This is a genomic window from Streptomyces cyaneofuscatus, assembly GCF_000718135.1.
Lineage (GTDB): Bacteria > Actinomycetota > Actinomycetes > Streptomycetales > Streptomycetaceae > Streptomyces > Streptomyces cyaneofuscatus.
In genome coordinates, this window is sequence record NZ_JOEM01000012.1 from 147,328 (window position 1) to 165,805 (window position 18,478).

21 protein-coding genes and 1 riboswitch are annotated in these 18,478 nt (G+C 72.7%); of the genes, 11 read left to right on the forward strand and 10 right to left on the reverse strand.

Going from position 1 to position 18,478, the window contains the following annotated elements; translation table 11 throughout:
- Positions 1–47: 47 nt before the first annotated feature.
- A riboswitch (cobalamin riboswitch) is annotated at positions 48–229 on the reverse strand.
- Between the two features lie 129 nt (positions 230–358).
- Complete coding sequence (locus IF17_RS0120905) at positions 359–589, reverse strand: hypothetical protein (RefSeq protein WP_030568144.1); 231 nt, start codon at positions 587–589, stop codon at positions 359–361.
- A gap of 12 nt (positions 590–601) precedes the next feature.
- Positions 602–1,867, reverse strand: coding sequence for an inorganic phosphate transporter (locus IF17_RS0120910; protein WP_030568146.1), 1,266 nt, complete (start codon positions 1,865–1,867; stop codon positions 602–604).
- A gap of 276 nt (positions 1,868–2,143) precedes the next feature.
- Between IF17_RS0120910 and IF17_RS0120915 the strand changes: the two genes are divergently transcribed.
- The 3 genes from IF17_RS0120915 to IF17_RS0120925 all read left to right on the forward strand — a co-directional run bounded on the left by IF17_RS0120915 (position 2,144) and on the right by IF17_RS0120925 (position 5,552).
- Positions 2,144–2,827, forward strand: coding sequence for a class II aldolase/adducin family protein (locus tag IF17_RS0120915; RefSeq protein ID WP_030568148.1), 684 nt, complete (start codon positions 2,144–2,146; stop codon positions 2,825–2,827).
- 77 nt (positions 2,828–2,904) lie between these two features.
- Positions 2,905–4,032 (forward strand): alpha/beta hydrolase, encoded by a 1,128-nt coding sequence (locus IF17_RS0120920; RefSeq protein ID WP_030568150.1) that lies wholly within the window; start codon positions 2,905–2,907, stop codon positions 4,030–4,032.
- A gap of 185 nt (positions 4,033–4,217) precedes the next feature.
- Positions 4,218–5,552 (forward strand): hypothetical protein, encoded by a 1,335-nt coding sequence (locus tag IF17_RS0120925; protein WP_030568152.1) that lies wholly within the window; start codon positions 4,218–4,220, stop codon positions 5,550–5,552.
- Positions 5,553–5,583: 31 nt separating this feature from the next.
- Here IF17_RS0120925 and IF17_RS0120930 read toward each other — a convergent pair whose 3' ends face one another.
- Both IF17_RS0120930 and ypfJ read right to left on the reverse strand, forming a co-directional pair.
- On the reverse strand, positions 5,584–5,997 hold the full coding sequence (locus IF17_RS0120930; protein WP_030568154.1) for a VOC family protein: 414 nt from the start codon (positions 5,995–5,997) through the stop codon (positions 5,584–5,586).
- Between the two features lie 96 nt (positions 5,998–6,093).
- Entirely contained in the window at positions 6,094–6,984 is an 891-nt protein-coding gene (gene ypfJ / locus IF17_RS0120935) for a KPN_02809 family neutral zinc metallopeptidase (protein WP_030568156.1), read from the reverse strand.
- A 202-nt stretch (positions 6,985–7,186) separates the two neighbouring features.
- Between ypfJ and IF17_RS0120940 the strand changes: the two genes are divergently transcribed.
- The 3 genes from IF17_RS0120940 (at position 7,187) to IF17_RS0120950 (ending at position 10,270) form a co-directional block, all read left to right on the forward strand.
- The gene (locus tag IF17_RS0120940; protein ID WP_030568158.1) at positions 7,187–8,785 is read left to right on the forward strand and encodes an ABC-F family ATP-binding cassette domain-containing protein; all 1,599 of its coding nucleotides are present in this window, start codon (positions 7,187–7,189) and stop codon (positions 8,783–8,785) included.
- A gap of 342 nt (positions 8,786–9,127) precedes the next feature.
- A complete protein-coding gene (locus IF17_RS0120945; protein ID WP_006123601.1) occupies positions 9,128–9,349 on the forward strand; it encodes a helix-turn-helix domain-containing protein in 222 nt (73 codons plus the stop codon).
- A 129-nt stretch (positions 9,350–9,478) separates the two neighbouring features.
- Positions 9,479–10,270, forward strand: a complete 792-nt coding sequence (locus IF17_RS0120950) for an enoyl-CoA hydratase/isomerase family protein (protein ID WP_030568160.1) — start codon at positions 9,479–9,481, stop codon at positions 10,268–10,270.
- 36 nt (positions 10,271–10,306) lie between these two features.
- Here IF17_RS0120950 and IF17_RS0120955 read toward each other — a convergent pair whose 3' ends face one another.
- The gene (locus IF17_RS0120955; RefSeq protein ID WP_030568161.1) at positions 10,307–11,119 is read right to left on the reverse strand and encodes a hypothetical protein; all 813 of its coding nucleotides are present in this window, start codon (positions 11,117–11,119) and stop codon (positions 10,307–10,309) included.
- A gap of 95 nt (positions 11,120–11,214) precedes the next feature.
- Between IF17_RS0120955 and IF17_RS0120960 the strand changes: the two genes are divergently transcribed.
- Genes IF17_RS0120960 through amaP form a run of 5 tightly spaced genes read left to right on the forward strand, consistent with a single transcriptional unit; the run spans position 11,215 to position 13,550 of the window.
- Positions 11,215–11,688, forward strand: coding sequence for an Asp23/Gls24 family envelope stress response protein (locus IF17_RS0120960; RefSeq protein ID WP_030568163.1), 474 nt, complete (start codon positions 11,215–11,217; stop codon positions 11,686–11,688).
- Positions 11,689–11,744: 56 nt separating this feature from the next.
- Entirely contained in the window at positions 11,745–11,936 is a 192-nt protein-coding gene (locus tag IF17_RS0120965; protein ID WP_012381448.1) for a hypothetical protein, read from the forward strand.
- Positions 11,933–12,280 carry an Asp23/Gls24 family envelope stress response protein gene (locus IF17_RS0120970; protein WP_030568165.1) on the forward strand — a complete coding sequence of 116 codons (348 nt, stop codon included), beginning with the start codon at positions 11,933–11,935 and terminating at the stop codon, positions 12,278–12,280. Before IF17_RS0120965 ends, IF17_RS0120970 begins: the two co-directional genes overlap by 4 nt.
- Entirely contained in the window at positions 12,277–12,966 is a 690-nt protein-coding gene (locus IF17_RS0120975) for a DUF6286 domain-containing protein (protein ID WP_030568167.1), read from the forward strand. The genes IF17_RS0120970 and IF17_RS0120975 overlap by 4 nt, the downstream gene beginning before the upstream one ends.
- Positions 12,963–13,550, forward strand: a complete 588-nt coding sequence (amaP, locus tag IF17_RS0120980; RefSeq protein WP_030568169.1) for an alkaline shock response membrane anchor protein AmaP — start codon at positions 12,963–12,965, stop codon at positions 13,548–13,550. The genes IF17_RS0120975 and amaP overlap by 4 nt, the downstream gene beginning before the upstream one ends.
- A 92-nt stretch (positions 13,551–13,642) precedes the next feature.
- Here the strand turns inward: amaP and IF17_RS0120985 are convergent, their stop codons facing one another.
- The 5 genes from IF17_RS0120985 to IF17_RS0121005 all read right to left on the reverse strand — a co-directional run bounded on the left by IF17_RS0120985 (position 13,643) and on the right by IF17_RS0121005 (position 18,469).
- Positions 13,643–14,398 carry an SDR family oxidoreductase gene (locus IF17_RS0120985; protein ID WP_030568171.1) on the reverse strand — a complete coding sequence of 252 codons (756 nt, stop codon included), beginning with the start codon at positions 14,396–14,398 and terminating at the stop codon, positions 13,643–13,645.
- Positions 14,399–14,402: 4 nt separating this feature from the next.
- Positions 14,403–16,196: a glycoside hydrolase family 15 protein gene (locus IF17_RS0120990; RefSeq protein ID WP_030568173.1), complete on the reverse strand. Its 1,794-nt coding sequence runs from the start codon at positions 16,194–16,196 to the stop codon at positions 14,403–14,405.
- A 59-nt stretch (positions 16,197–16,255) separates the two neighbouring features.
- Complete coding sequence (locus tag IF17_RS0120995; RefSeq protein WP_030568175.1) at positions 16,256–17,062, reverse strand: SURF1 family cytochrome oxidase biogenesis protein; 807 nt, start codon at positions 17,060–17,062, stop codon at positions 16,256–16,258.
- A gap of 78 nt (positions 17,063–17,140) precedes the next feature.
- Positions 17,141–17,374, reverse strand: a complete 234-nt coding sequence (locus tag IF17_RS0121000) for a hypothetical protein (protein ID WP_076967598.1) — start codon at positions 17,372–17,374, stop codon at positions 17,141–17,143.
- A 63-nt stretch (positions 17,375–17,437) separates the two neighbouring features.
- Positions 17,438–18,469, reverse strand: a complete 1,032-nt coding sequence (locus tag IF17_RS0121005; RefSeq protein WP_030568179.1) for a DEDDh family exonuclease — start codon at positions 18,467–18,469, stop codon at positions 17,438–17,440.
- Between the last annotated feature and the right edge of the window lie 9 nt (positions 18,470–18,478).

The window sequence follows — 18,478 nt, forward strand, 5'->3', positions numbered from 1 at the left end:
CGGCCGGGCATGGCGTATGTCCTCACTCAGGGTCCGCGCCCTGGTTCGACGTGACCGGCGACAAGAGTCTCCTGGCTCCCCGGATCCGCAGTTCCCCCGGCCTTCCAGCCCGCGGTGCGAGGGCCGTGACATCCGGTGTGGGGGAGTGCTCCCCGGTGACAGTGGCGGGACCGCGCCGGATTCGCACCGGCTTCCTCTTCTGTCGCCGTAAATGGCTCCGGCAGTCCACCACGCTGCGAGAACGGCCGTCAACTTGCTGTTGACCTGCGGAGCTCCAGTGTGCGCAGACGCACATCGGGCCGGACACACGGTGGTGTGTCCGGCCCGAAGGAGTGCTGAAGGAGTGCGTCGGTGCGCGTCAGGCGACGATCAGATAGATCCCGTACGCGACCGCCGCCACGCACGCCGCGAAGCAGGCGTACGCGCCGGTGCGCGCCAGTGCGGCCGAACCGCCGGAGGCGCCGCCGGCGGCCGTGGCCGACAGCTTGGAGAGGGCGACGATGCCCAGGGTGAAGACGCCGACCAGCGCGACGGTGACCACGAGACTGACACCGAAGACGGAGGCGAGAGCTGCCCAGTCGATTTTCATACGGATCTGTCCTTACACCGTCGCCGCGGGGCGGGTGGTGTCGTCGGGCGCCGATGCCGGGGCCGGGATGGTGGTCGAGAGGTCGGCGGCCGGACCGCCGATGGGCGGCACCGCGACCGCGGCCATGGCGGTGGTGACGACACCCTGGGGCTCGTCCGCCGTGTCCTCGGTGTCGTTGACGTTGGTGTGGTCCACCGGCTGCCGGCGCGAGGCCACCCAGATGGCGAAGGAGCCGCCGACCAGCAGGATCGCGGTGGCGGTGATGCCCCACGGGCCCTGCTTGGTGAGGAACTCGGCACCCGCGCCGACCAGGCCCGCGGCCGGGAGCGTCAGGCCCCAGGCGATGAACATCCGGGTGGCGGTGGACCAGCGGACCACGCCGCCCTTGCGGCCGAGGCCCGCGCCCATCACGGCACCCGAGCAGGACTGGGTGGTGGAGAGCGAGAAGCCGAGGTGCGAGGAGGCCAGGATGACCGTGGCCGCGCTGGTCTGGGCGGCGAAGCCCTGCGGCGGCTGGAGGTCGGTGAGGCCCTTGCCCATGGTGCGGATGATGCGCCAGCCACCGAGGTAGGTGCCGAGCGCGATGGCGACACCGGCGGAGACGATGACCCACATCGGCGGGTTGGAGCCGGGGGCGAGGACGCCGCCGGTGACCAGGGCCAGGGTGATGATGCCCATCGTCTTCTGGGCGTCGTTGGTGCCGTGGGCGAGCGAGACGAGACCGGCGGAGGCGATCTGTCCGGCCCGGTAGCCCTTGGCCGTCGACTTGAGCTGGTTCGGGTCGGTGACGTTCCGGTTGATCCGGTACGTCAGCTTCGTGGCCAGCATCGCGGCGAGACCGGCGACCAGCGGGGCGGCGATCGCGGGGAGCAGCACCTTGGTGACGACGGTGCCGCCGTTGATCGAGGACCAGCCGGCCGACATCACCGCGGCGCCGATCAGGCCGCCGAACAGGGCGTGGGACGAGCTGGAGGGCAGGCCGACCAGCCAGGTCAGCAGATTCCACAGGATGGCGCCGACGAGCGCCGCGAAGATGACCTCTGTTCTGAGGCCGTTCTCGTTGACGATCCCGCCGGAGATCGTCTTGGCGACCTCCACTGACAGGAACGCGCCGATGAGGTTGAGAACGGCGGACATGGCCACCGCTGTCTTGGGCTTCAGTGCGCCGGTCGAGATGGTCGTAGCCATCGCGTTGGCGGTGTCGTGGAAACCGTTCGTGAAATCGAACACGAGAGCTGTCACGACCACAATCGCGAGCAGCAGCGTGATGTGTTCCATTTACCCAGGCAATCGTTCGACGTCAGTGGCTCGTGGACCGTAGGCAACCTGGGTGAACGGAAGATGAACTGGGCGGGGCGCTGTGGTGACCCGAATCGGAGTGCGGTGATTCCGCTTGTGTGCGCGAGGGGCTGCGGAAGGCCGGTGGGGCACCGGCTGGTCTGCCCTTTACCCCTCGTTGGCGAAGTTTTTGACGGTCACATTCGGCCCGGAAGAGATCCCGGTCACGTGGGGGATGACGTTCCGGTTTCCGGCCGCCGCCCCTACGCTCGCCCCATGAGCGAGCAGCAGCCGGAACCAGTGGCCCTGACCTGGCGGGACGTGGTCGCGACCGCCCGCCGGAGCGCTGCCGACGGCCTGGTCGTCGGCACCTCCGGCAATGTGTCGGCCCGCGTCGGGGACCTGGTCCTGGTGACCCCCAGCGGGGTGCCCTACGACCGGCTCGGACCCGGGGACGCCGTCGGCGTCGACCTGGACGGCCGTCAGGTCCTCGGGGAGCTGAGGCCGACCAGCGAACTCCCCCTCCACCTCGCGGTCTACGCGGAGACCGACGCCGCCGCCGTGGTCCACACCCACGCCGTGCACGCCACCGCCGTCTCCACCCTCGTCACCGAGGTGCCGCTCGTCCACTACGCGGCCGCCATCCTCGGCGGCCCGGTCCGCACCGCCGCCTACGCCCGCTACGGCACCCCGGAGCTGGCCGACGCGATGGTCACCGCCCTCCGGGGCCGCACCGGCTGCCTGCTGGCCAACCACGGCACCGTCACCTACGGACCCACCCTCGACCAGGCCTACGAGCGCACCGCCCAGCTGGAGTGGCTCTGCCGCCTCTGGCTCACCGCGAGCGCGCTGCCGGGCCGCACCCCGTCCCTGCTCAGCGAGGCCCAGCTGGCCGAGGTGACCGAGGCGCTCCAGGGATACGGGCAGCCCGGCCGACCCGGTGCACCGCAGCCCGACTGACCCGGCGCGCCCCCCTCGCCGCACCGGACGGCCCCCGCCCACTGGCACCGCGCCGCCCGCCCCACGACACTGAAGCGGTGCGCCCGGCAACTGCGACGGCAACGGCCGTCACCACGATCCTCGGCGCCGGTGCGGCAGCGGTCGCGGCCGGCCGGTACGCCAGCGGCGCCGCCCTCAAGGCGGCGCCCGGCCGACCCCTGCCCACCGACCGCAGACTCACCGTGCACGCCACGGGGATCCGGCAGGTCACCCTGACCCGCTCCCTCACGGCGCTCCGCCCCGGTACGTACGGGATCGAGGGCCCCGGCGTCCACGCCGTGGTCGGCCCCGTCGTCGAAGGGGCCGAGTCCACCGCCGACACCGTCGTCCGCACCCTGGAGCGGGTCACCCACGGCATCCTGGAGCCGGGCGACAAGGTCCGGCTCACCCCCGAGGTGTACCGGGGGGACCCCGGCGCCGCCCTCGGCCTGGAGTACCGGGAGGTCGAGATCCCCGGCGAGCTCGGCGGACTGCCCGCCTGGTGGGTCCCCGGCGACCGCGACACCTGGGTCATCACCGCGCACGGCCTCGGCACCACCCGCGAGCACCCCATGAACCTGATGGGCTTCCTGAGCGACCAGCAGCTCCCCGTGCTGGACCTCGCCTACCGGGGCGACGCCGGAGCCCCCCGCCCCGCCGACGGCCTCGGCCACCTCGGCGCCTCCGAGTGGCGCGACCTGGACGCCGCGATGCGCTTCGCCGTCCGCTACGGCGCCCGGAACGTGATCCTGTACGGCTGGTCCACCGGCGCCTCCATGGCCCTGCACGCCGCCGTCAACTCCCCGCTGCGCGAGCGCGTCGGCGGCCTCGTCCTGGACTCCCCGGTCCTGGACTGGCCGACCACCCTGCGCGCCCTGGCCGCCGCCCGCGGCGTCCCCGCCGCCCTGCTGCCGCTGGCCGTCCGCGCCGCCCAGGGCCGGACCGGGATGACCTCGGCCCCGCTCCTGGACGCCTCCCTGGCCGACGCGCTGCCCGCCCCGACGCTGATCGTGCACGGCCCGGACGACACGATCGCCCCCTGGGGCCGGTCGCGGGCGCTCGCCGCCCGCCGCCCGGACCTGGTCAGCCTCCACGCCGTACAGCAGGCTCCGCATGCGTCGATGTGGAACGCGGATCCCGGCCGCTACGAAGAGACGCTCCGGCGCTTCCTCACGCCCCTGATGTGAGGTGATGCGGGGATCGGTCCCTTTGGTCACCGCACCCCCGGCAACCGGGCGGGGACCGGGGAAACGCCTTCCGTTTGGGCTTTCGGGCCGTCAGAGGCAAGACTGCTCCCGTGACGTCCCGTACCCCGCGCGACTCCAGGCTGCGACTTGTCCGCCCGCGACCCCTCGCCACCGCCCGCAGGGCGGTGTCCACCCGGCGCACCCGGCCGGCCCCCCGGCCCCCCGAGGGCACCCCGCCCCGCACCGAACTGGCCCGGCAGGCCAGGGCGGTCCTCGCCGACGCCGTACGCATCGCCCACTGGGCCGCCGGCGCCCCCGCCCCCGGCAGCGCCGCACCCCTCGCCACCCAGGCCCTCGAACGGGCCGCGACGGCCCTGGAACTCTCCCCGGCACAGGTCCGTGCGGGCTGGGACCGGGCCCGGCTGGCCGGCCTGATCGAGCTGCACGGCGACACCGCCCGCCCCGGCTGGCGGCTGCGTGCCTGGGACCGGGACGACTCGGCCGTCCTGCGCGGCTGGGTCGCGCTCTTCGACGCCTGGTCGCTCGTCCACGCCGCCCCCGAGGGCATCGAGGCCGGAGCGGTCGCCGAAGCCGTCGAGGCCGTGCCCCAGGTGCTCTCCCTCCTCCAGCTCTCCGCGGGCCCCGTCGCCGTACCCGCCCTCCTGGACCTCCTCGCCCAGCGCATCGCCGAGCTCCAGGAGGAGCGCTGCGAAGTGCCGTACGGGGCCGGCCGCTCGGCCGCCGAGAGCGCTCCGGCCACCACCGGACGCCCCGCACCCGCCCCCGACCGCGGCGCCGACCTCGACGCCCTGCTGCTCGACTGGGCCCTGGAGGGGCTCGCGGCCGTCGGCGCCCTGACCCTCGGCAAAGGGCACGCCACCCTCACCCCGCTCGGCAACTGGGCGGTCTGGGTCAAGCTGGAACAGATCTGCGTCGCCGCCCAGAGCCCGGCCGGGAACATCGAGCAGTCCGCCGCCGACATGCTGCTCGGCTGCGCCCGGCTCACCCCCGGACCGGCCCGCGCCGAATACCGCGCCTGGCTCGCTGCCCGTACGGTCGGCAGCGCCGTCGCCGAACTCCTCGCCGTCGCCCGGGGCGAGGACGCGCTGCTGCGGGGCCTGGCCTTCGAGGCGCTCCGCGTCGTCGGCGCCCCCGCCGAGCCCGAGGTCCGCGCGGTGGTCACCCACCCGTCGCTGCGGCCCTACGCGCTGCTCTGGCTCGCCGAGTACGAAGGGGCCGACCCGGACGACGCGCAGGAGATCCTCAGCCGCGAGGAGGCCACCTGGCTCTGGGTCGACACCGCGGCCGCCGTCGCCGACCACGGCGAGACCGGCCTGCTGGTGCGCCACCTCGACTCCGCCGTCCAGGGCACCGTCCCGGCGCTCCTCGACGAGGTCAGAGCCGTCGGCCACCCGCGCACGGTCCAGGTCCTGGTCGCCCTGGCCGCCGCCCACCCCGACCCGGCCCTGGCCAAAGCGGTCCGCCGGGCCGCCTTCCAGGTCCACACCGGCGGAGCCTGAGCCCCGCGCGCCCGGGGTCCGCCGGGCATCCCTAGCCGGCGGACCCCGGGGCGTACGTCCCGAAGCTCCAGACGTTGCCCTCGGCGTCCCGCGCCATGTAGTCCCGCGAGCCGTAGTCCTGGTCCGTCGGCTCCATCAGGATCTCCACCCCGAAATCCCGGGCCCGCGCGAAGTGCTCGTCGACCTCGTCCACCACCACGTACACCCCCGCCGGGCCCGCCCCCGCCATCGCCCGGGCGAACGCGCCGTCCCCGCCCTTGGAGCCGAGCATCACCCTGCCGTTGCCGCAGGACAGCTCGGCGTGCACCACGCTGCCGTTCTCGCCCTCGTAGACCGCCTCCTCGGTGAAGCCGAGGCCCTCCGTCAGCGTCCTGATCGCGGCCTTCGCGTCGTCGTAGAGGACCGTCGGGTAGATCGTCGGGACACCCTCCGCCACACCTGCCATCGCCCTCACCTCTCCTGTGATCTGCGTCTCAGTCTTCCACCGGGTACTGACAATGCCTTCCTGGAGCAGATCCCCGCAGGTCAGGCAGGGGACGGCTCAGGCGAAGGTGTCGCACCGCCCCATGTCGCCGCTGCGGAACCCGGTGGAGAACCACTGCTGGCGCTGCGCGGACGAGCCGTGCGTCCAGGACTCCGGGGTCACCCGGCCCTGGAACCGCTCCTGGATCCGGTCGTCGCCGACCGCCGCCGCCGCGTCCAGACCGTCCCGGATGTCCGCCCGGGTCAGCTCCGTGATCAGCGGCCGGCCCGTCGACTCGTCCGGTGTCGTCGTCGCGTGGTGCGCCCAGACCCCGGCGTAGCAGTCGGCCTGCAGCTCCACCTTCACCGCGTTGCTGTCCGCCCCCTGCCGCCCGTCCTGCGACCGGCTCAGCGTGCCCGTCTGGTTCTGCACATGGTGGCCGTACTCGTGCGCGATCACATACGCCTGGGCGAACGGCCCGCCGCTGGAGCCGAACTTCGTCCGCAGCTCGTCGAAGAAGCCCAGGTCCAGATAGACCTTCCGGTCACCGGGGCAGTAGAACGGCCCCACCGCCGAGGTCGCCGCCCCGCAGGCGGTACCGACCCGCTCGCTGAACAGGACCGTCGGGGCGGCCCCGTAACTACCGCGCCGCCGCTCGAACTCCTGACGCCAGAAGTCCTGCACGCTGTTGACCACCGCCACCGTCCGGCAGTCGTCCCGGCTGTTGGCGTCCTGGCCCTTCAGGCAGCTCTCCTGCACCTGCGCCGCCGACGAGGAGGCCGCCCCGGGCTCCGTATCGCCGGACGAGAGGCCGAGCTGATCGGGGCCGACGCCGAACAGCAGCCCCAGGATCAGCGCGATCACCCCCACGATGCCGCCGCCCACGGTGGCCCGCCCGCCCGGGATCCGGCTGCCCCGCACGTCCTGGACCTCGGATGTGTCCAGATCGGCGTCGTCGTCGAACTGCACGGGCGCACCTCCGTCGGCTCGGGCGGGGACCGGGGTGGCACCCTGCGCCGAGTATCGGACGGTTACCCCCGGCGGGCACGCGGAAAAGCAGTTGCACACCGCCAGTAGAATGGGGCCTATGGCCATTCTCCTTGCGCATTAGCGGCGTCGAGAGACCTCCGCCCTCGTCCCTCCGCCGTCCATCCTGCCCTGGAGTTTTTCCGTGATCACCGCCTCCGGCATCGAGCTGCGCGCCGGCGCCCGCATCCTCATCGAGTCCGCCTCCTTCCGTATCGCCAAGGGCGACCGCATCGGCCTGGTCGGCCGCAACGGCGCGGGCAAGACCACCCTCACCAAGTGCCTCGCGGGCGAGGGCACCCCCGCGGGCGGCACCATCACCCGCTCCGGCGAGGTCGGCTACCTCCCGCAGGACCCGCGCACCGGCGACCTGGAGATCCTCGCCCGCGACCGCATCCTCTCCGCCCGGGGTCTCGACGAGATCCTGCGCAAGATGCGCGAGAACGAGGAGCGGATGGCGAACGGCAAGGGTGCCACCCGTGAGAAGGCGATGAAGAAGTACGAGCGCCTGGAGACGGAGTTCCTCACCAAGGGCGGGTACGCCGCCGAGGCCGAGGCCGCCACCATCGCCGCCGCGCTCAGCCTGCCCGACCGGGTGCTCGGACAGCCCCTGCACACGCTCTCCGGTGGTCAGCGCCGCCGAGTCGAGCTGGCCCGGATCCTCTTCTCGGACGCCGACACCCTGCTCCTCGACGAGCCCACCAACCACCTCGACGCGGACTCGATCGTCTGGCTGCGCGACTACCTGAAGAACTACCGCGGCGGCTTCGTCGTGATCTCCCACGACGTCGAGCTCGTCGAGACCGTGGTCAACAAGGTGTTCTACCTCGACGCCAACCGCTCGCAGATCGACATCTACAACATGGGCTGGAAGCTCTACCAGCAGCAGCGCGAGGCCGACGAGAAGCGCCGCAAGCGCGAGCGCCAGAACGCCGAGAAGAAGGCCGCGACGCTCAACGCGCAGGCCGACAAGATGCGCGCCAAGGCCACCAAGACCGTCGCCGCCCAGAACATGGCCAAGCGCGCCGACCGCCTGCTCTCGGGCCTGGAGGCCGTACGGGTCTCCGACAAGGTCGCCAAGCTGCGCTTCCCCGACCCCTCGCCCTGCGGCAAGACCCCGCTGATGGCGGAGGGCCTCTCCAAGTCCTACGGCTCGCTGGAGATCTTCACCGACGTCGACCTGGCCATCGACAAGGGCTCCCGCGTCGTCATCCTCGGCCTCAACGGCGCGGGCAAGACCACGCTGCTGCGGCTGCTCGGCGGCGCGGAGAAGCCCGACACCGGCCAGATCATCGAGGGCCACGGCCTCAAGCTCGGCTACTACGCCCAGGAGCACGAGACCCTCGACCCGGACCGCACGGTCCTGGAGAACATGCGCTCCGCCGCGCCCGACCTCGACCTCGTCCAGGTCCGCAAGACGCTCGGCTCGTTCCTCTTCTCCGGCGACGACGTCGACAAGCCGGCCGGGGTGCTCTCCGGCGGCGAGAAGACCCGGCTCGCGCTCGCGACCCTGGTCGTCTCCTCGGCCAACGTGCTCCTGCTCGACGAGCCGACGAACAACCTCGACCCGGCCAGCCGCGAGGAGATCCTCGGCGCGCTGCGCACCTACAAGGGCGCCGTCGTCCTGGTCACCCACGACGAGGGCGCCGTCGAGGCGCTCCAGCCGGAGCGGATCATCCTGCTCCCGGACGGTGTCGAGGACCTCTGGGGTGCCGACTACCGGGACCTGGTCGCCCTCGCCTGATCCCCTCCGGACAGATCCCCGGCCCCCTCCGGATAGATCATTCGGCCTACGCGTGATCCACCATCTGCGTGAGGGCGTCTCGTACCCCGGTGGTGCGCCCGGCGCTCACCCGCCGCGCGCCCCTTTCCGGGGTCTTGCTCCCCGTACGGCTCTGACCTGCCGGTTCTTTCGCCGGTAGGGGCCGTATGCCCCTGTGGCCCGCCGGAATACGGGATTCCGATCGTGTCCGGGCGCTCTCCGGTCCGGAATCCGGTCGTACCGACCTTGCCGAATGGGTGGCCAGGAAGCGCGGGAGGGGTGATCATGAGAGTCCAGAGCGCACTTCCCATAGAGGAGGCACGGGTGGCCGAGACTCTGAAGAAGGGCAGCCGGGTGACCGGCGCCGCGCGTGACAAGCTCGCGGCAGACCTGAAGAAGAAGTACGACTCCGGTGCGAGCATCAGGGCGCTGGCCGAGGAAACCGGCCGCTCCTACGGGTTCGTCCACCGGATGCTCAGTGAGTCCGGAGTGACGCTGCGGGGACGCGGCGGAGCCACACGAGGCAAGAAGGCCGCTTCGGCCTGAGTGCCCCGGAGGCGTGAGGGCTCATCGGAATTCGGGGTGGCCACCCGGCTGACCGCGAGGTCGTCCGGGTGGTTACTGTTCAGTCACTTAGTTTCTGAGTGCTGACTGCACCCGATCCGGAGGCGCCCCATGACCTCGCTCGACCCTGTGCTCGACAAGGACGGCGTACGGCTCACCGTCGAAGACGCGGTTGCCACGGTGACGCTCACCAACCCGGCCAAGCGCAACGCCCAGTCTCCCGCTCTGTGGCGGGCGTTGACCGAGGCCGGACGGGTGCTGCCCGGCGATGTCCGCGTCGTGGTGCTCCGCGGCGAGGGCAAGTCCTTCTCCGCGGGCCTCGACCGGCAGGCGTTCACCCCCGAGGGGTTCGACGGCGAGCCGTCCTTCCTCGACATGGCGCGCGGCCCGGAGGCCGAGCTCGACGCGACCATCGCCGAGTACCAGGAGGCGTTCACCTGGTGGCGCCGCAACGACCTCGTGTCGATCGCGACGGTCCAGGGCCACGCCATCGGCGCCGGCTTCCAGCTCGCCCTCGCCTGCGATCTGCGGATCGTCGCCGAGGACGTGCAGTTCGCCATGCGCGAGACCAGCCTCGGCCTCGTCCCCGACCTCACGGGCACCCACCCCCTGGTGAACCTCGTGGGGTACGCCCGCGCGCTCGAGATCTGCGCCACCGGGCGGTTCGTCCACGCCGAGGAGGCCGAGCGCACCGGCCTCGCCAACCTCGTGGTCCCCGCCGACCAGCTGGACGCGGCCGCCCGCGACCTGGCCGCCGCCCTGGTCTCCGCCCCCCGCGACGCCGTCGTGGAGACCAAGGCCCTGCTGGCCGGCGCCCTCTCCCGTGACTACGAGGAGCAGCGCACCGCCGAGCGGGCCGCCCAGGGCCGCAGGCTGCGCGACCTCGCGGGCATCACCGACTAGCGCGTCTCACCGGACACCAGCGGGTGTCACCGGGCGCTAACGGGTATCACCGGATGCCTCGACCACGTCGGTGACCAGCACCGACACCGGCAGCCGGTCCGCCGTGGCCGCCGACACCGCCGTGCGCACCGACCGGGCCACATCGAGGGCCCGGTGGTCCCCGGCCGTCGCCACCTCGACCCGGATGTGGTCCTCGGCGGTGTGCACCGCACCGCCGAGGACGCGGGTCAGCGAGACGACACCGGGGACCGCCGCAGCCGCCTCTCCCGCAGGCCCCTCCGCCTTCGTATCCGTCTTCGCGGCCGGGGCCGGGGCCGGCGGGGAGGGTGCGTCGGCCGGGTCCGTCACCTGATCGGGCGCAGCGTCGTCGAGCAATGCCGTCACCCGCAGATCCACCTCCGCGATCTCCAGGCCGAGCCGGGCTGCGGCCGCCGTGACGAGCGCCGCGCGCAGGGCGGCCGCCGAGTCGGGCAGCGGGCGGTCCCCGGCCGCCCGGAACTCCGCCTCGATCCTCAGCGGCCCGGGCGGCAGACCGCTCGGCGGCGCCGGAGGCAGGGCGAGGCCCGTCTCCGCCACGACGCCTGCCCCCGCCGGGCCCCCGGCCCCCGCCGAACGACCCGTCTCCGCCCCCGTATCCACACCGGTGGCCTCCCGGGCCGGCCCGATCCTCAGCGTCCCCAGCACCGCGCCCTCCACGGCCGCCCCGCGCAGCACCGAGGCCGCCGCCGTCTCCGCGATCCAGGCGCCGTCCACCGCGCCACCCAGGGGGAGCAGTCTGCCGAGGCCCAGGCGTTGCCGTACCGCGGCTGTCCATCCGTCGGCCCTCTGCGGGCTCCGCTCCGTCGTCATCGCCCCAGCCTGCCGTATCCACGGCGCGGGACCGGGCAAGCGCACTTAACGTGGGCGAAGGAAGTCCCCACCCCGCCCCGAAGGGAAGAGCGGCGATGACTGAGACACCCCAGCGCAACAGTCCCGACAGCGGTTCGGGCAAGTCCCCCCTGAGCAAGCGCGGCGGAGGCGATCCCGGCACCCGCGGCCGCACCACCATCGCCGACGGCGTCGTCGAGAAGATCGCGGGAATGGCCGCACGCGATGTGGTCGGCGTCCACGCCATGGGCAGCGGCCTGTCCCGGACCTTCGGCGCGGTCCGCGACCGGGTCCCCGGCGGCGGCAAGTCCGTCACCCGCGGTGTGAAGGCCGAGGTCGGCGAGTCCCAGGCCGCCCTCGACCTGGAGATCGTCGTCGACTACGGCGTGGCCATCGCCGACGTGGCCCGCGACGTCCGCCAGAACGTCGTCGCGGCGGTGGAGCGCATGACCGGCCTCGAAGTCGTCGAGGTCAACATCGCGGTCAGCGACGTCAAGCTGCCCGACGAGGACGACGACGAGGACGACGGCGAGTCGCAGCGCGTCCAGTAGGTTCCGGGTTCCCCGCCGAAGGACAGTTGGCGCCGCAAGGCAGTTGAGGAGAGACGATGAGCATGGCTGTGGCCGGTCTTCTGGCCGGCATGGCGCTCGGGTTCGCCGGATATTTCGGCGGGTTCGGAGCCTTCGTACTGGTGGCCGCGCTGGGCGCGGTCGGCTTCATCGCCGGCCGATTCCTGGACGGTGACCTGGAACCCGGCGACTTCTTCCGGAGTCGCGAGCGCGGCGACCGGCGACGGTGACGGCGGTGACCGGGCGGGTCGCCGCCGCCGAACGGGGTGAGACCCGGATCGCCGACCGGGTCGTCGCCAAGATCGCCGCTCAGGCGGCGAAGGAAGCCGTCGACGATCCGCCCCCGGACGGGGCCTCCCCGCGCGCCACGGTCACCGTCCACGGCGACGCCGCCCGCGTACGGGTCAGCCTGGAGCTCGGCTACCCCTGCGACATCGGCCGCCAATGCGGTGCCGTACGGAGCAGGGTCGCCCAGCGGGTCAAGACGCTGGCGGGCATGGAGGTGCCCGAAGTGGCCGTCCAGGTCGAGCGGCTGCACCCGGCCACGAGCGGAGCACAGGGGAGGATCCGATGACCGAACCCGGCGACCACGGCGACCCCGCCGGCTCCACCCGGCGGATGCCCACGGTGGACCAGGACGGTGGCGGGACGCACACCCCCGGCCCCGGCACGCCCGCCGACCACGACCGGGTCCCCACCCTGGAGCAGGGCGGCGGCCGGGCCGGCCGCTTCTGGTCCGCGCGCCGGATCCCGGCCGCCCTGCTGGCCCTGGTGCTCCTGGGCGCGGCCGGGCTGCTGCTCTACGACATCGCCGCCGTACGGGCCGGGCACCCGGCCATGCAGTGGCGGCGCTCGCTGGCCGACGGCCTCGCGGAGCGGCAGCTCGACGACGTCGCGGTGCTCATCGGTGCCGGGGTCGCCGCACTGATCGGCCTCTGGCTGCTCCTGCTCGCCCTCACCCCCGGGCTGCGCGACCTGCTGCCGATGCGCCGCGACCGCGCCGGCGTACGCGCCGGACTCGACCGGACCGCCGCCGCACTCGTCCTGCGGGACCGGGCCGTGCGGGTGCCCGGGGTGCAGTCCGTCCGGGTCCGGATGGGACGGCGCAAGGCCAAGGTGCGCGCCCTCTCGCACTTCCGGGAACTCGACGACGTACGCGGCGACCTGAACTCCGTACTGACCACGGCCGTCCGGGAACTGGGCCTGGCGAAGCCGCCCGGTCTCTCCGTCCAGGTGCACCGGCCGGCGAAGAAGGGATGAGCGGCATGCGCTCCACCGTCAACCGGGTCCTGCTGGCCCTCGCCGGGCTCGTCCTGATCGTCGTCGGCGGCGGGGCGCTCGCCGTCGGCCTCGGTGCCTCCTTGCCGTCCTGGTGGCCCTGGGACGGCAAGAACGACGTGCTGCTCAGCGCGTCCGACCGGGGCCGCTGGCGCGACGAGGGCTGGTGGTGGCCGACCGTGATCGCGGTCCTCGCCGTCCTGGTCGTCCTCGCCCTGTGGTGGCTCCTCGCCCAGCTCCGGCGCGGCCGCCTCTCCGACGTGCTGGTCGACAGCGGCGACGGTGAGGGCGCGCAGGTGCGGGGCAAGGCGCTGGAGGGCGTGCTCGCCGACGAGGCGGGCCAGGTGGACGGAGTGGCCCGCGCCCAGGCGGCCCTGACCGGCCGCCGGACCGCCCCGCAGGCCCGCATCCGGCTGCTGATGGAGCCGCACGCCGCCCCCGAGCAGGCGCTGAACGCGGTGGCCGACGGAGCGCTGGCCCACGCCCGCGAGTCGGCGGGCCTGGACGAGCTCCCGGCCGAGGTACGGCTGCGGGCCGTCAAGCACCGCGCGGAGCGGGTGTCCTGACGGCCCGTGAGCGTACGGGACAGAGAGCACGTACGGGACAGAGAGCAGGGGTTCAGAGCTGCCCTGGGGCGTACGGGACAGACGGCAGCGGTTCAGAAACCGCGCCGCGACCCGCCGTCGACCGGCACCATGATCCCCGTCAGATACGAGGCGGCGGGGGAGAGCAGGAAGGCCGCGGTCTTCCCGAACTCCTCCGGCGTCCCGTAGCGTCGCAGCGGGATGCGCGCCTCGTTGGCCGTACGGGCCGCCTCGGCGTCCCCGGACAGCGCGTCCAGCTCGCGGACCCGGTCGGTGTCGATCCGGGCGGGCAGCACCCCGACGACCCGGATGCCGCGCGGCCCCAGCTCGTCGGCGAGCGACTTGGCGAAACCGGCGAGGCCGGGGCGCAGCCCGTTGGAGATGGTCAGTCCGCCGATCGGCTCGTGCACCGACCCGGACAGTACGAAGCCGATGACGCCGTCCTCGCCCAGCGCGGCGGCGGTCGTCCTGGCCAGCCGGACCGCACCGAGGAACACCGTCTCGAACGCCGTCTGCCACTGGTCGTCGGTGTTGTCGGCGACGAAGCCGGGTGCGGGCCCGCCGACACTGATCAGCACCCCGTCGAGCCGCCCGAACCGCTCCCGGGCCGTGTCCACCAGCCGCTGGGCGGCGCTCGGGTCGGCGTTGTCGGCGGCGAGACCCACGGCGTCCGGCCCCAGCTCGGCGGCGGCCTCCTCGGCGCCCTTCTCGTCCCGGCCGGTGATGATCACCTTCGCGCCGTCGGCGGCCAGGGCCCGGGCCGTGGCGTTGCCGAGGCCCCGGGTCGCGCCGGTGACGATGTACACGCGGTCCTTCAGTCCAAGATCCATGGCCCTATCCTGCCGGGTCGTCCCCCGCGAGGTCGACAGCGGAGTTCACCAGTCCGATATGGCTGAACGCCTGGGGGAAGTTGCCCAGCTGCCGCCCGGCCGCGACGTCGTACTCCTCGGCCAGCAGCCCCACATCGCTGCGGAGCTCCAGCAGATGCTCGAACAGCTCCCGCGCCTCGTCGTGCCTGCCGATCCGCTGCAAGGCGTCCACCAGCCAGAACGAACAGGCGAGGAACGCCCCCTCGTCGCCGGGCAGCCCGTCGACGGAGACCCCCTCGGTGCTGTAGCGGCGGACCAGCCCGTCGCTGCCCAGCTCGTCGCGGACCGCGTCGACCGTGCCGATGACCCGGGGGTCGTCGGGCGGCAGGAACCCGGTCCGCACGATGAGCAGCGTCGCCGCGTCCAGCTCCTTGGACCCGTAGGACTGGGTGAAGGTGTTCCGCACGGGGTCGTACCCCTTCTCGCACACCTCGGCGTGCACGGCGTCCCGCATCGCCCGCCAGCGGTCCGCGTCCCCGGGCAGCTCGGGGTTCTCCTCCAGCGAGCACACCGCCCGGTCGGCGGCGACCCAGGCCATCACCTTGGAGTGCACGAAGTGGCGCCGCGCGCCGCGGATCTCCCACAGCCCCTCGTCCGGCTCCCGCCACGACGACTCCAGGAAGCCGAGCAGGCTGAGCTGGAGGTTCCAGGCGTGCGGTTTGTCGTCCAGACCGGCGACCTTGGCGAGCCGGAGCGCGTCGATGACCTCGCCGTACACATCCAGCTGACGCTGGCGGACGGCCGCGTTGCCGATACGTACGGGGCGGGAGTTCTCGTACCCGCCGAGCCAGGGCAGCTCCATCTCGGGGAGCCGGCGCTCGCCCGCGAGCCCGTACATGATCTGGAGGTCCGCCGGATCCCCGGCCACGGCCCGCAGCAGCCAGTCGCGCCAGGCCGCCGCCTCCTCCAGATAACCGGCCGAGACCATCGCGCCGAGGGTCAGGGTGGCGTCCCGCAGCCAGCAGAAGCGGTAGTCCCAGTTCCGTACGCCCCCGATCTCCTCCGGCAACGAGGTGGTCGGGGCCGCGACGATGCCGCCCGTCGGGGCGTACGTCAGCGCCTTCAGGACGATCAGCGAACGCAGCACGGCCTCGCGGTACGGCCCCTTGTACGTACACCGCTCGGTCCACTTCGCCCAGTCGTGCAGCGTGTGCTTCAGCGCCTTGTGCGGGTCGATCAGCTTCGGGCGTGGCGAGTGCGAGGGGTGCCAGGTGAGGACGAACGCCACGCTCTCGCCCTCGGCGACGGTGAACGAGGAGCAGGTGGAGAACTGCTGGCCCCACGTCTTGACCGGCGGCTCGCTGCGCAGCCATACGGAGTCGGGCCCGGCGACCGCGACCCGGTGGCCGTGCGACCGGCGCACCCACGGCACCACGGACCCGAAGTCGAACCGCAGCCGCAGCACGGAGCTCATGTCGACGGTCCCGCTGACACCTTCGACGATCCGCATCACATCGGGCGACTTGTCGCGCTGCGGCATGAAGTCGATGACCTTGACCGTGCCGGTCCGGGTCTCCCAGTACGTCTCCAGGACCAGCGAATCACCCGCATAGCCGCGCCGGGTACAAGTGTCCGATGGGTCCGTGCCCTGAGGCGCGATGCGCCAGTGGCCGTTCTCCTCGGTGCCGAGCAGAGCGGCGAAGCAGGCGCCGGAGTCGAAGCGGGGCAGGCAGAGCCAGTCGATCGAACCGTTCCTGCCGACGAGCGCGGCGGTCTGGAGATCGCCGATCAGGGCGTAGTCCTCGATGCGTGGGGTCACGCTCTGGCGTGTTCCCGAACAGGACCCTCGTCAACCAGCCGACCGGTGTGCCGGAGCTCTCAGGCGCTCGCGGTCTCCGGCTGCCCGGCGGCGGTACCGGCCGGCTCACCCTTCGCGGCGGCCTCCTCGCGGTCCCGCTTCTCCCGCCGTACGAGGATGATCCAGCCGACCGGAACGGCGGCGACGAACAGCCACCACTGGACGGCGTACGCCATGTGCGCGCCGATCGAGCTGTCGTCGGGGTCGGGGATCTGCTCGGGAAGCCCGCCCGCGGTCTGCGGGGCGGTCTGTTCGATGTACCCGCCGAGGACCTCGCGGGAGAGCAGATGCGCTTGCTGCTCGCTGTTGATCAGCATCACCTGCCGGTCCGGCAGCCCCGCCAGGTCCTTGATGCCGCTGCTGCCGGTCGTCTCGTCCGCCTTGAGCCGCCCGGTGACGGTCACTTCGCCGCGGGGAGCGGGCGGCACGTCCGGGTACGACGTCTGGTTCGGGGCGGCGGGCACCCAGCCCCGGTTGACCAGGACGGTGCCCCCGTCCCTGAGGTCCAGCGGGGTCAGCACATGCACGCCGATCTTGTCGTCCTCCGACGTGCGCCGACGGACCACGACCTCGTGCTCGCTGTCGAACGTGCCCGTCGCGGTCACCGCCCGCCAGTAGTCGGCGCGCGGGACGGTGTGCCCGGGGGAGGTGAGATCGGTGACCGGGAGCGGATCGGCCTTCAGGTTCCGCGAGATCAGCTCGTTCTGCGCGACCCGGTGCTGATGGCGGTGGAACTGCCAGAAACCCAGCTCGACCATGGTCGGCATCAGGACAAGAGCGAGGAGGGTGAGGAGAACCCACTGCCGGGTCAACAGGAAGCGGTACACCCCATGACCGTACAACCGGGGTCATGGGGTGCGGCACTCAGGGGTGGCGCCGGGGAGGCCCGGCAATGAGATCTTCTCTCACACTTTGTCCACGATGCCTACCTTTCCCTCGGCGCGGGCGCAGTGGGCACCGCAGTACCAGTGCCCTTCCACCTCGACGCCCTGCCCGATCACCTGGACCCGGCAGTGCTCGCAGATCGGCGCCATGCGGTGGATGGCGCAGGAGAAGCAGTCGAAGACGTGCACCGCACCCTGCGCGTGCACCTCGAAGGACATGCCGTAGTCGTTTCCGCAAACCTCACAACGTGCCATGCGCCACAGGGTGGGACGCCGGGCGGCGACGGGCGAGCGGACGCCGGGCGAGTCGCGCCCGGTTCACTCCGATGACGGGGTGGCCTCCGACGGTGGCGGCGGTGCCTGGTGCGGCAGCACAGCGCCTTCGGCGGGCGCCACATCGCGCAGCAGATGGGTGAAGGCGCTCTCCTCCAGGATCGGTGTGCCGAACGACTTCGCCTTCTGCGTCTTGGACGTCGCCGCGTCCGGGTCGTTGGTCACCAGCAGACTGGTCAGCCGCGACACGCTGGTCGCCACATGCAGCCCTGCCTCCACCGCCCGGTCCTCCAGCAGCTCCCGGTCGATCGAGGTGTCCCCGGAGAACGCCACCCGCATCCCCTGCTTGAGCGGCTTCTCCTTCTCGTACCGCCCCGGATTGGGATACGGGCAGGCCGGCCGCTTCCGCGAGGGCCGCCAGCTGTTCGGCTGCCGCGCGGGCTGATACCCGACGCGCGGGGCGACGGGGGAGTCCGACCACTCGGTCAGCGGCCGGCACTCCAGCAACGGCAGCCGCACCCCGCCCCGTGCCGCCGCGTGCAGACTCGGCCGGAACGCCTCGGCCAGCACCCGGGCGTCGTCCAGGGCGTGGTGGGCGTGCTGCTGTACGACGCCGAAGTGGGCGGCGAGCGAGGCCAGCTTGTGGTTGGGCAGCGGCAGCCGCAGCTCCTTGGCGAGCGCGATCGTGCAGAGCCGCTGCTCGACCGGGGCGACCACCGAGGCGCGCGCGTACTCCCGCGCGATCATCGACCAGTCGAACGCCGCGTTGTGCGCGACGAGCACCCGGTCCGCGAGCCGAGCCGACAGCTCGGCGGCGACCTCGGGGAAGAGCGGCGCGCCTTCCAGCACGTCGCTCGTCAGCCCGTGGATCCAGACGGGACCGGGGTCCCGCTCCGGATTCACCAGCGTGTACCAGTGGTCCTCGACATTGCCCAGGGCGTCGAGCCGGTAGACGGCGGCGGACACTATCCGGTCGTCGCGGGCGAGGCCGGTGGTCTCCACGTCGACGACCGCGTACCCCTGGGGGTAGGCGGTCGGCCACGGTGCGGCTGTCTGGCGGTCGTCGAGCATGGTCACAGAGAATAC

Bases quoted from the DNA above. Each gene is read 5' to 3' on its own strand.
- IF17_RS0120905 (WP_030568144.1), bottom strand. From the start codon at position 589: ATGAAAATCGACTGGGCAGCTCTCGCCTCCGTCTTCGGTGTCAGTCTC.
- IF17_RS0120910 (WP_030568146.1), bottom strand. From the start codon at position 1,867: ATGGAACACATCACGCTGCTGCTCGCGATTGTGGTCGTGACAGCTCTC.
- IF17_RS0120915 (WP_030568148.1), top strand. From the start codon at position 2,144: ATGAGCGAGCAGCAGCCGGAACCAGTGGCCCTGACCTGGCGGGACGTG.
- IF17_RS0120930 (WP_030568154.1), bottom strand. From the start codon at position 5,997: ATGGCAGGTGTGGCGGAGGGTGTCCCGACGATCTACCCGACGGTCCTC.
- IF17_RS0120950 (WP_030568160.1), top strand. From the start codon at position 9,479: ATGACCTCGCTCGACCCTGTGCTCGACAAGGACGGCGTACGGCTCACC.
- IF17_RS0120955 (WP_030568161.1), bottom strand. From the start codon at position 11,119: ATGACGACGGAGCGGAGCCCGCAGAGGGCCGACGGATGGACAGCCGCG.
- IF17_RS0120960 (WP_030568163.1), top strand. From the start codon at position 11,215: ATGACTGAGACACCCCAGCGCAACAGTCCCGACAGCGGTTCGGGCAAG.
- IF17_RS0120965 (WP_012381448.1), top strand. From the start codon at position 11,745: ATGAGCATGGCTGTGGCCGGTCTTCTGGCCGGCATGGCGCTCGGGTTC.
- IF17_RS0120975 (WP_030568167.1), top strand. From the start codon at position 12,277: ATGACCGAACCCGGCGACCACGGCGACCCCGCCGGCTCCACCCGGCGG.
- amaP (WP_030568169.1), top strand. From the start codon at position 12,963: ATGAGCGGCATGCGCTCCACCGTCAACCGGGTCCTGCTGGCCCTCGCC.
- IF17_RS0120985 (WP_030568171.1), bottom strand. From the start codon at position 14,398: ATGGATCTTGGACTGAAGGACCGCGTGTACATCGTCACCGGCGCGACC.
- IF17_RS0121000 (WP_076967598.1), bottom strand. From the start codon at position 17,374: ATGGCACGTTGTGAGGTTTGCGGAAACGACTACGGCATGTCCTTCGAG.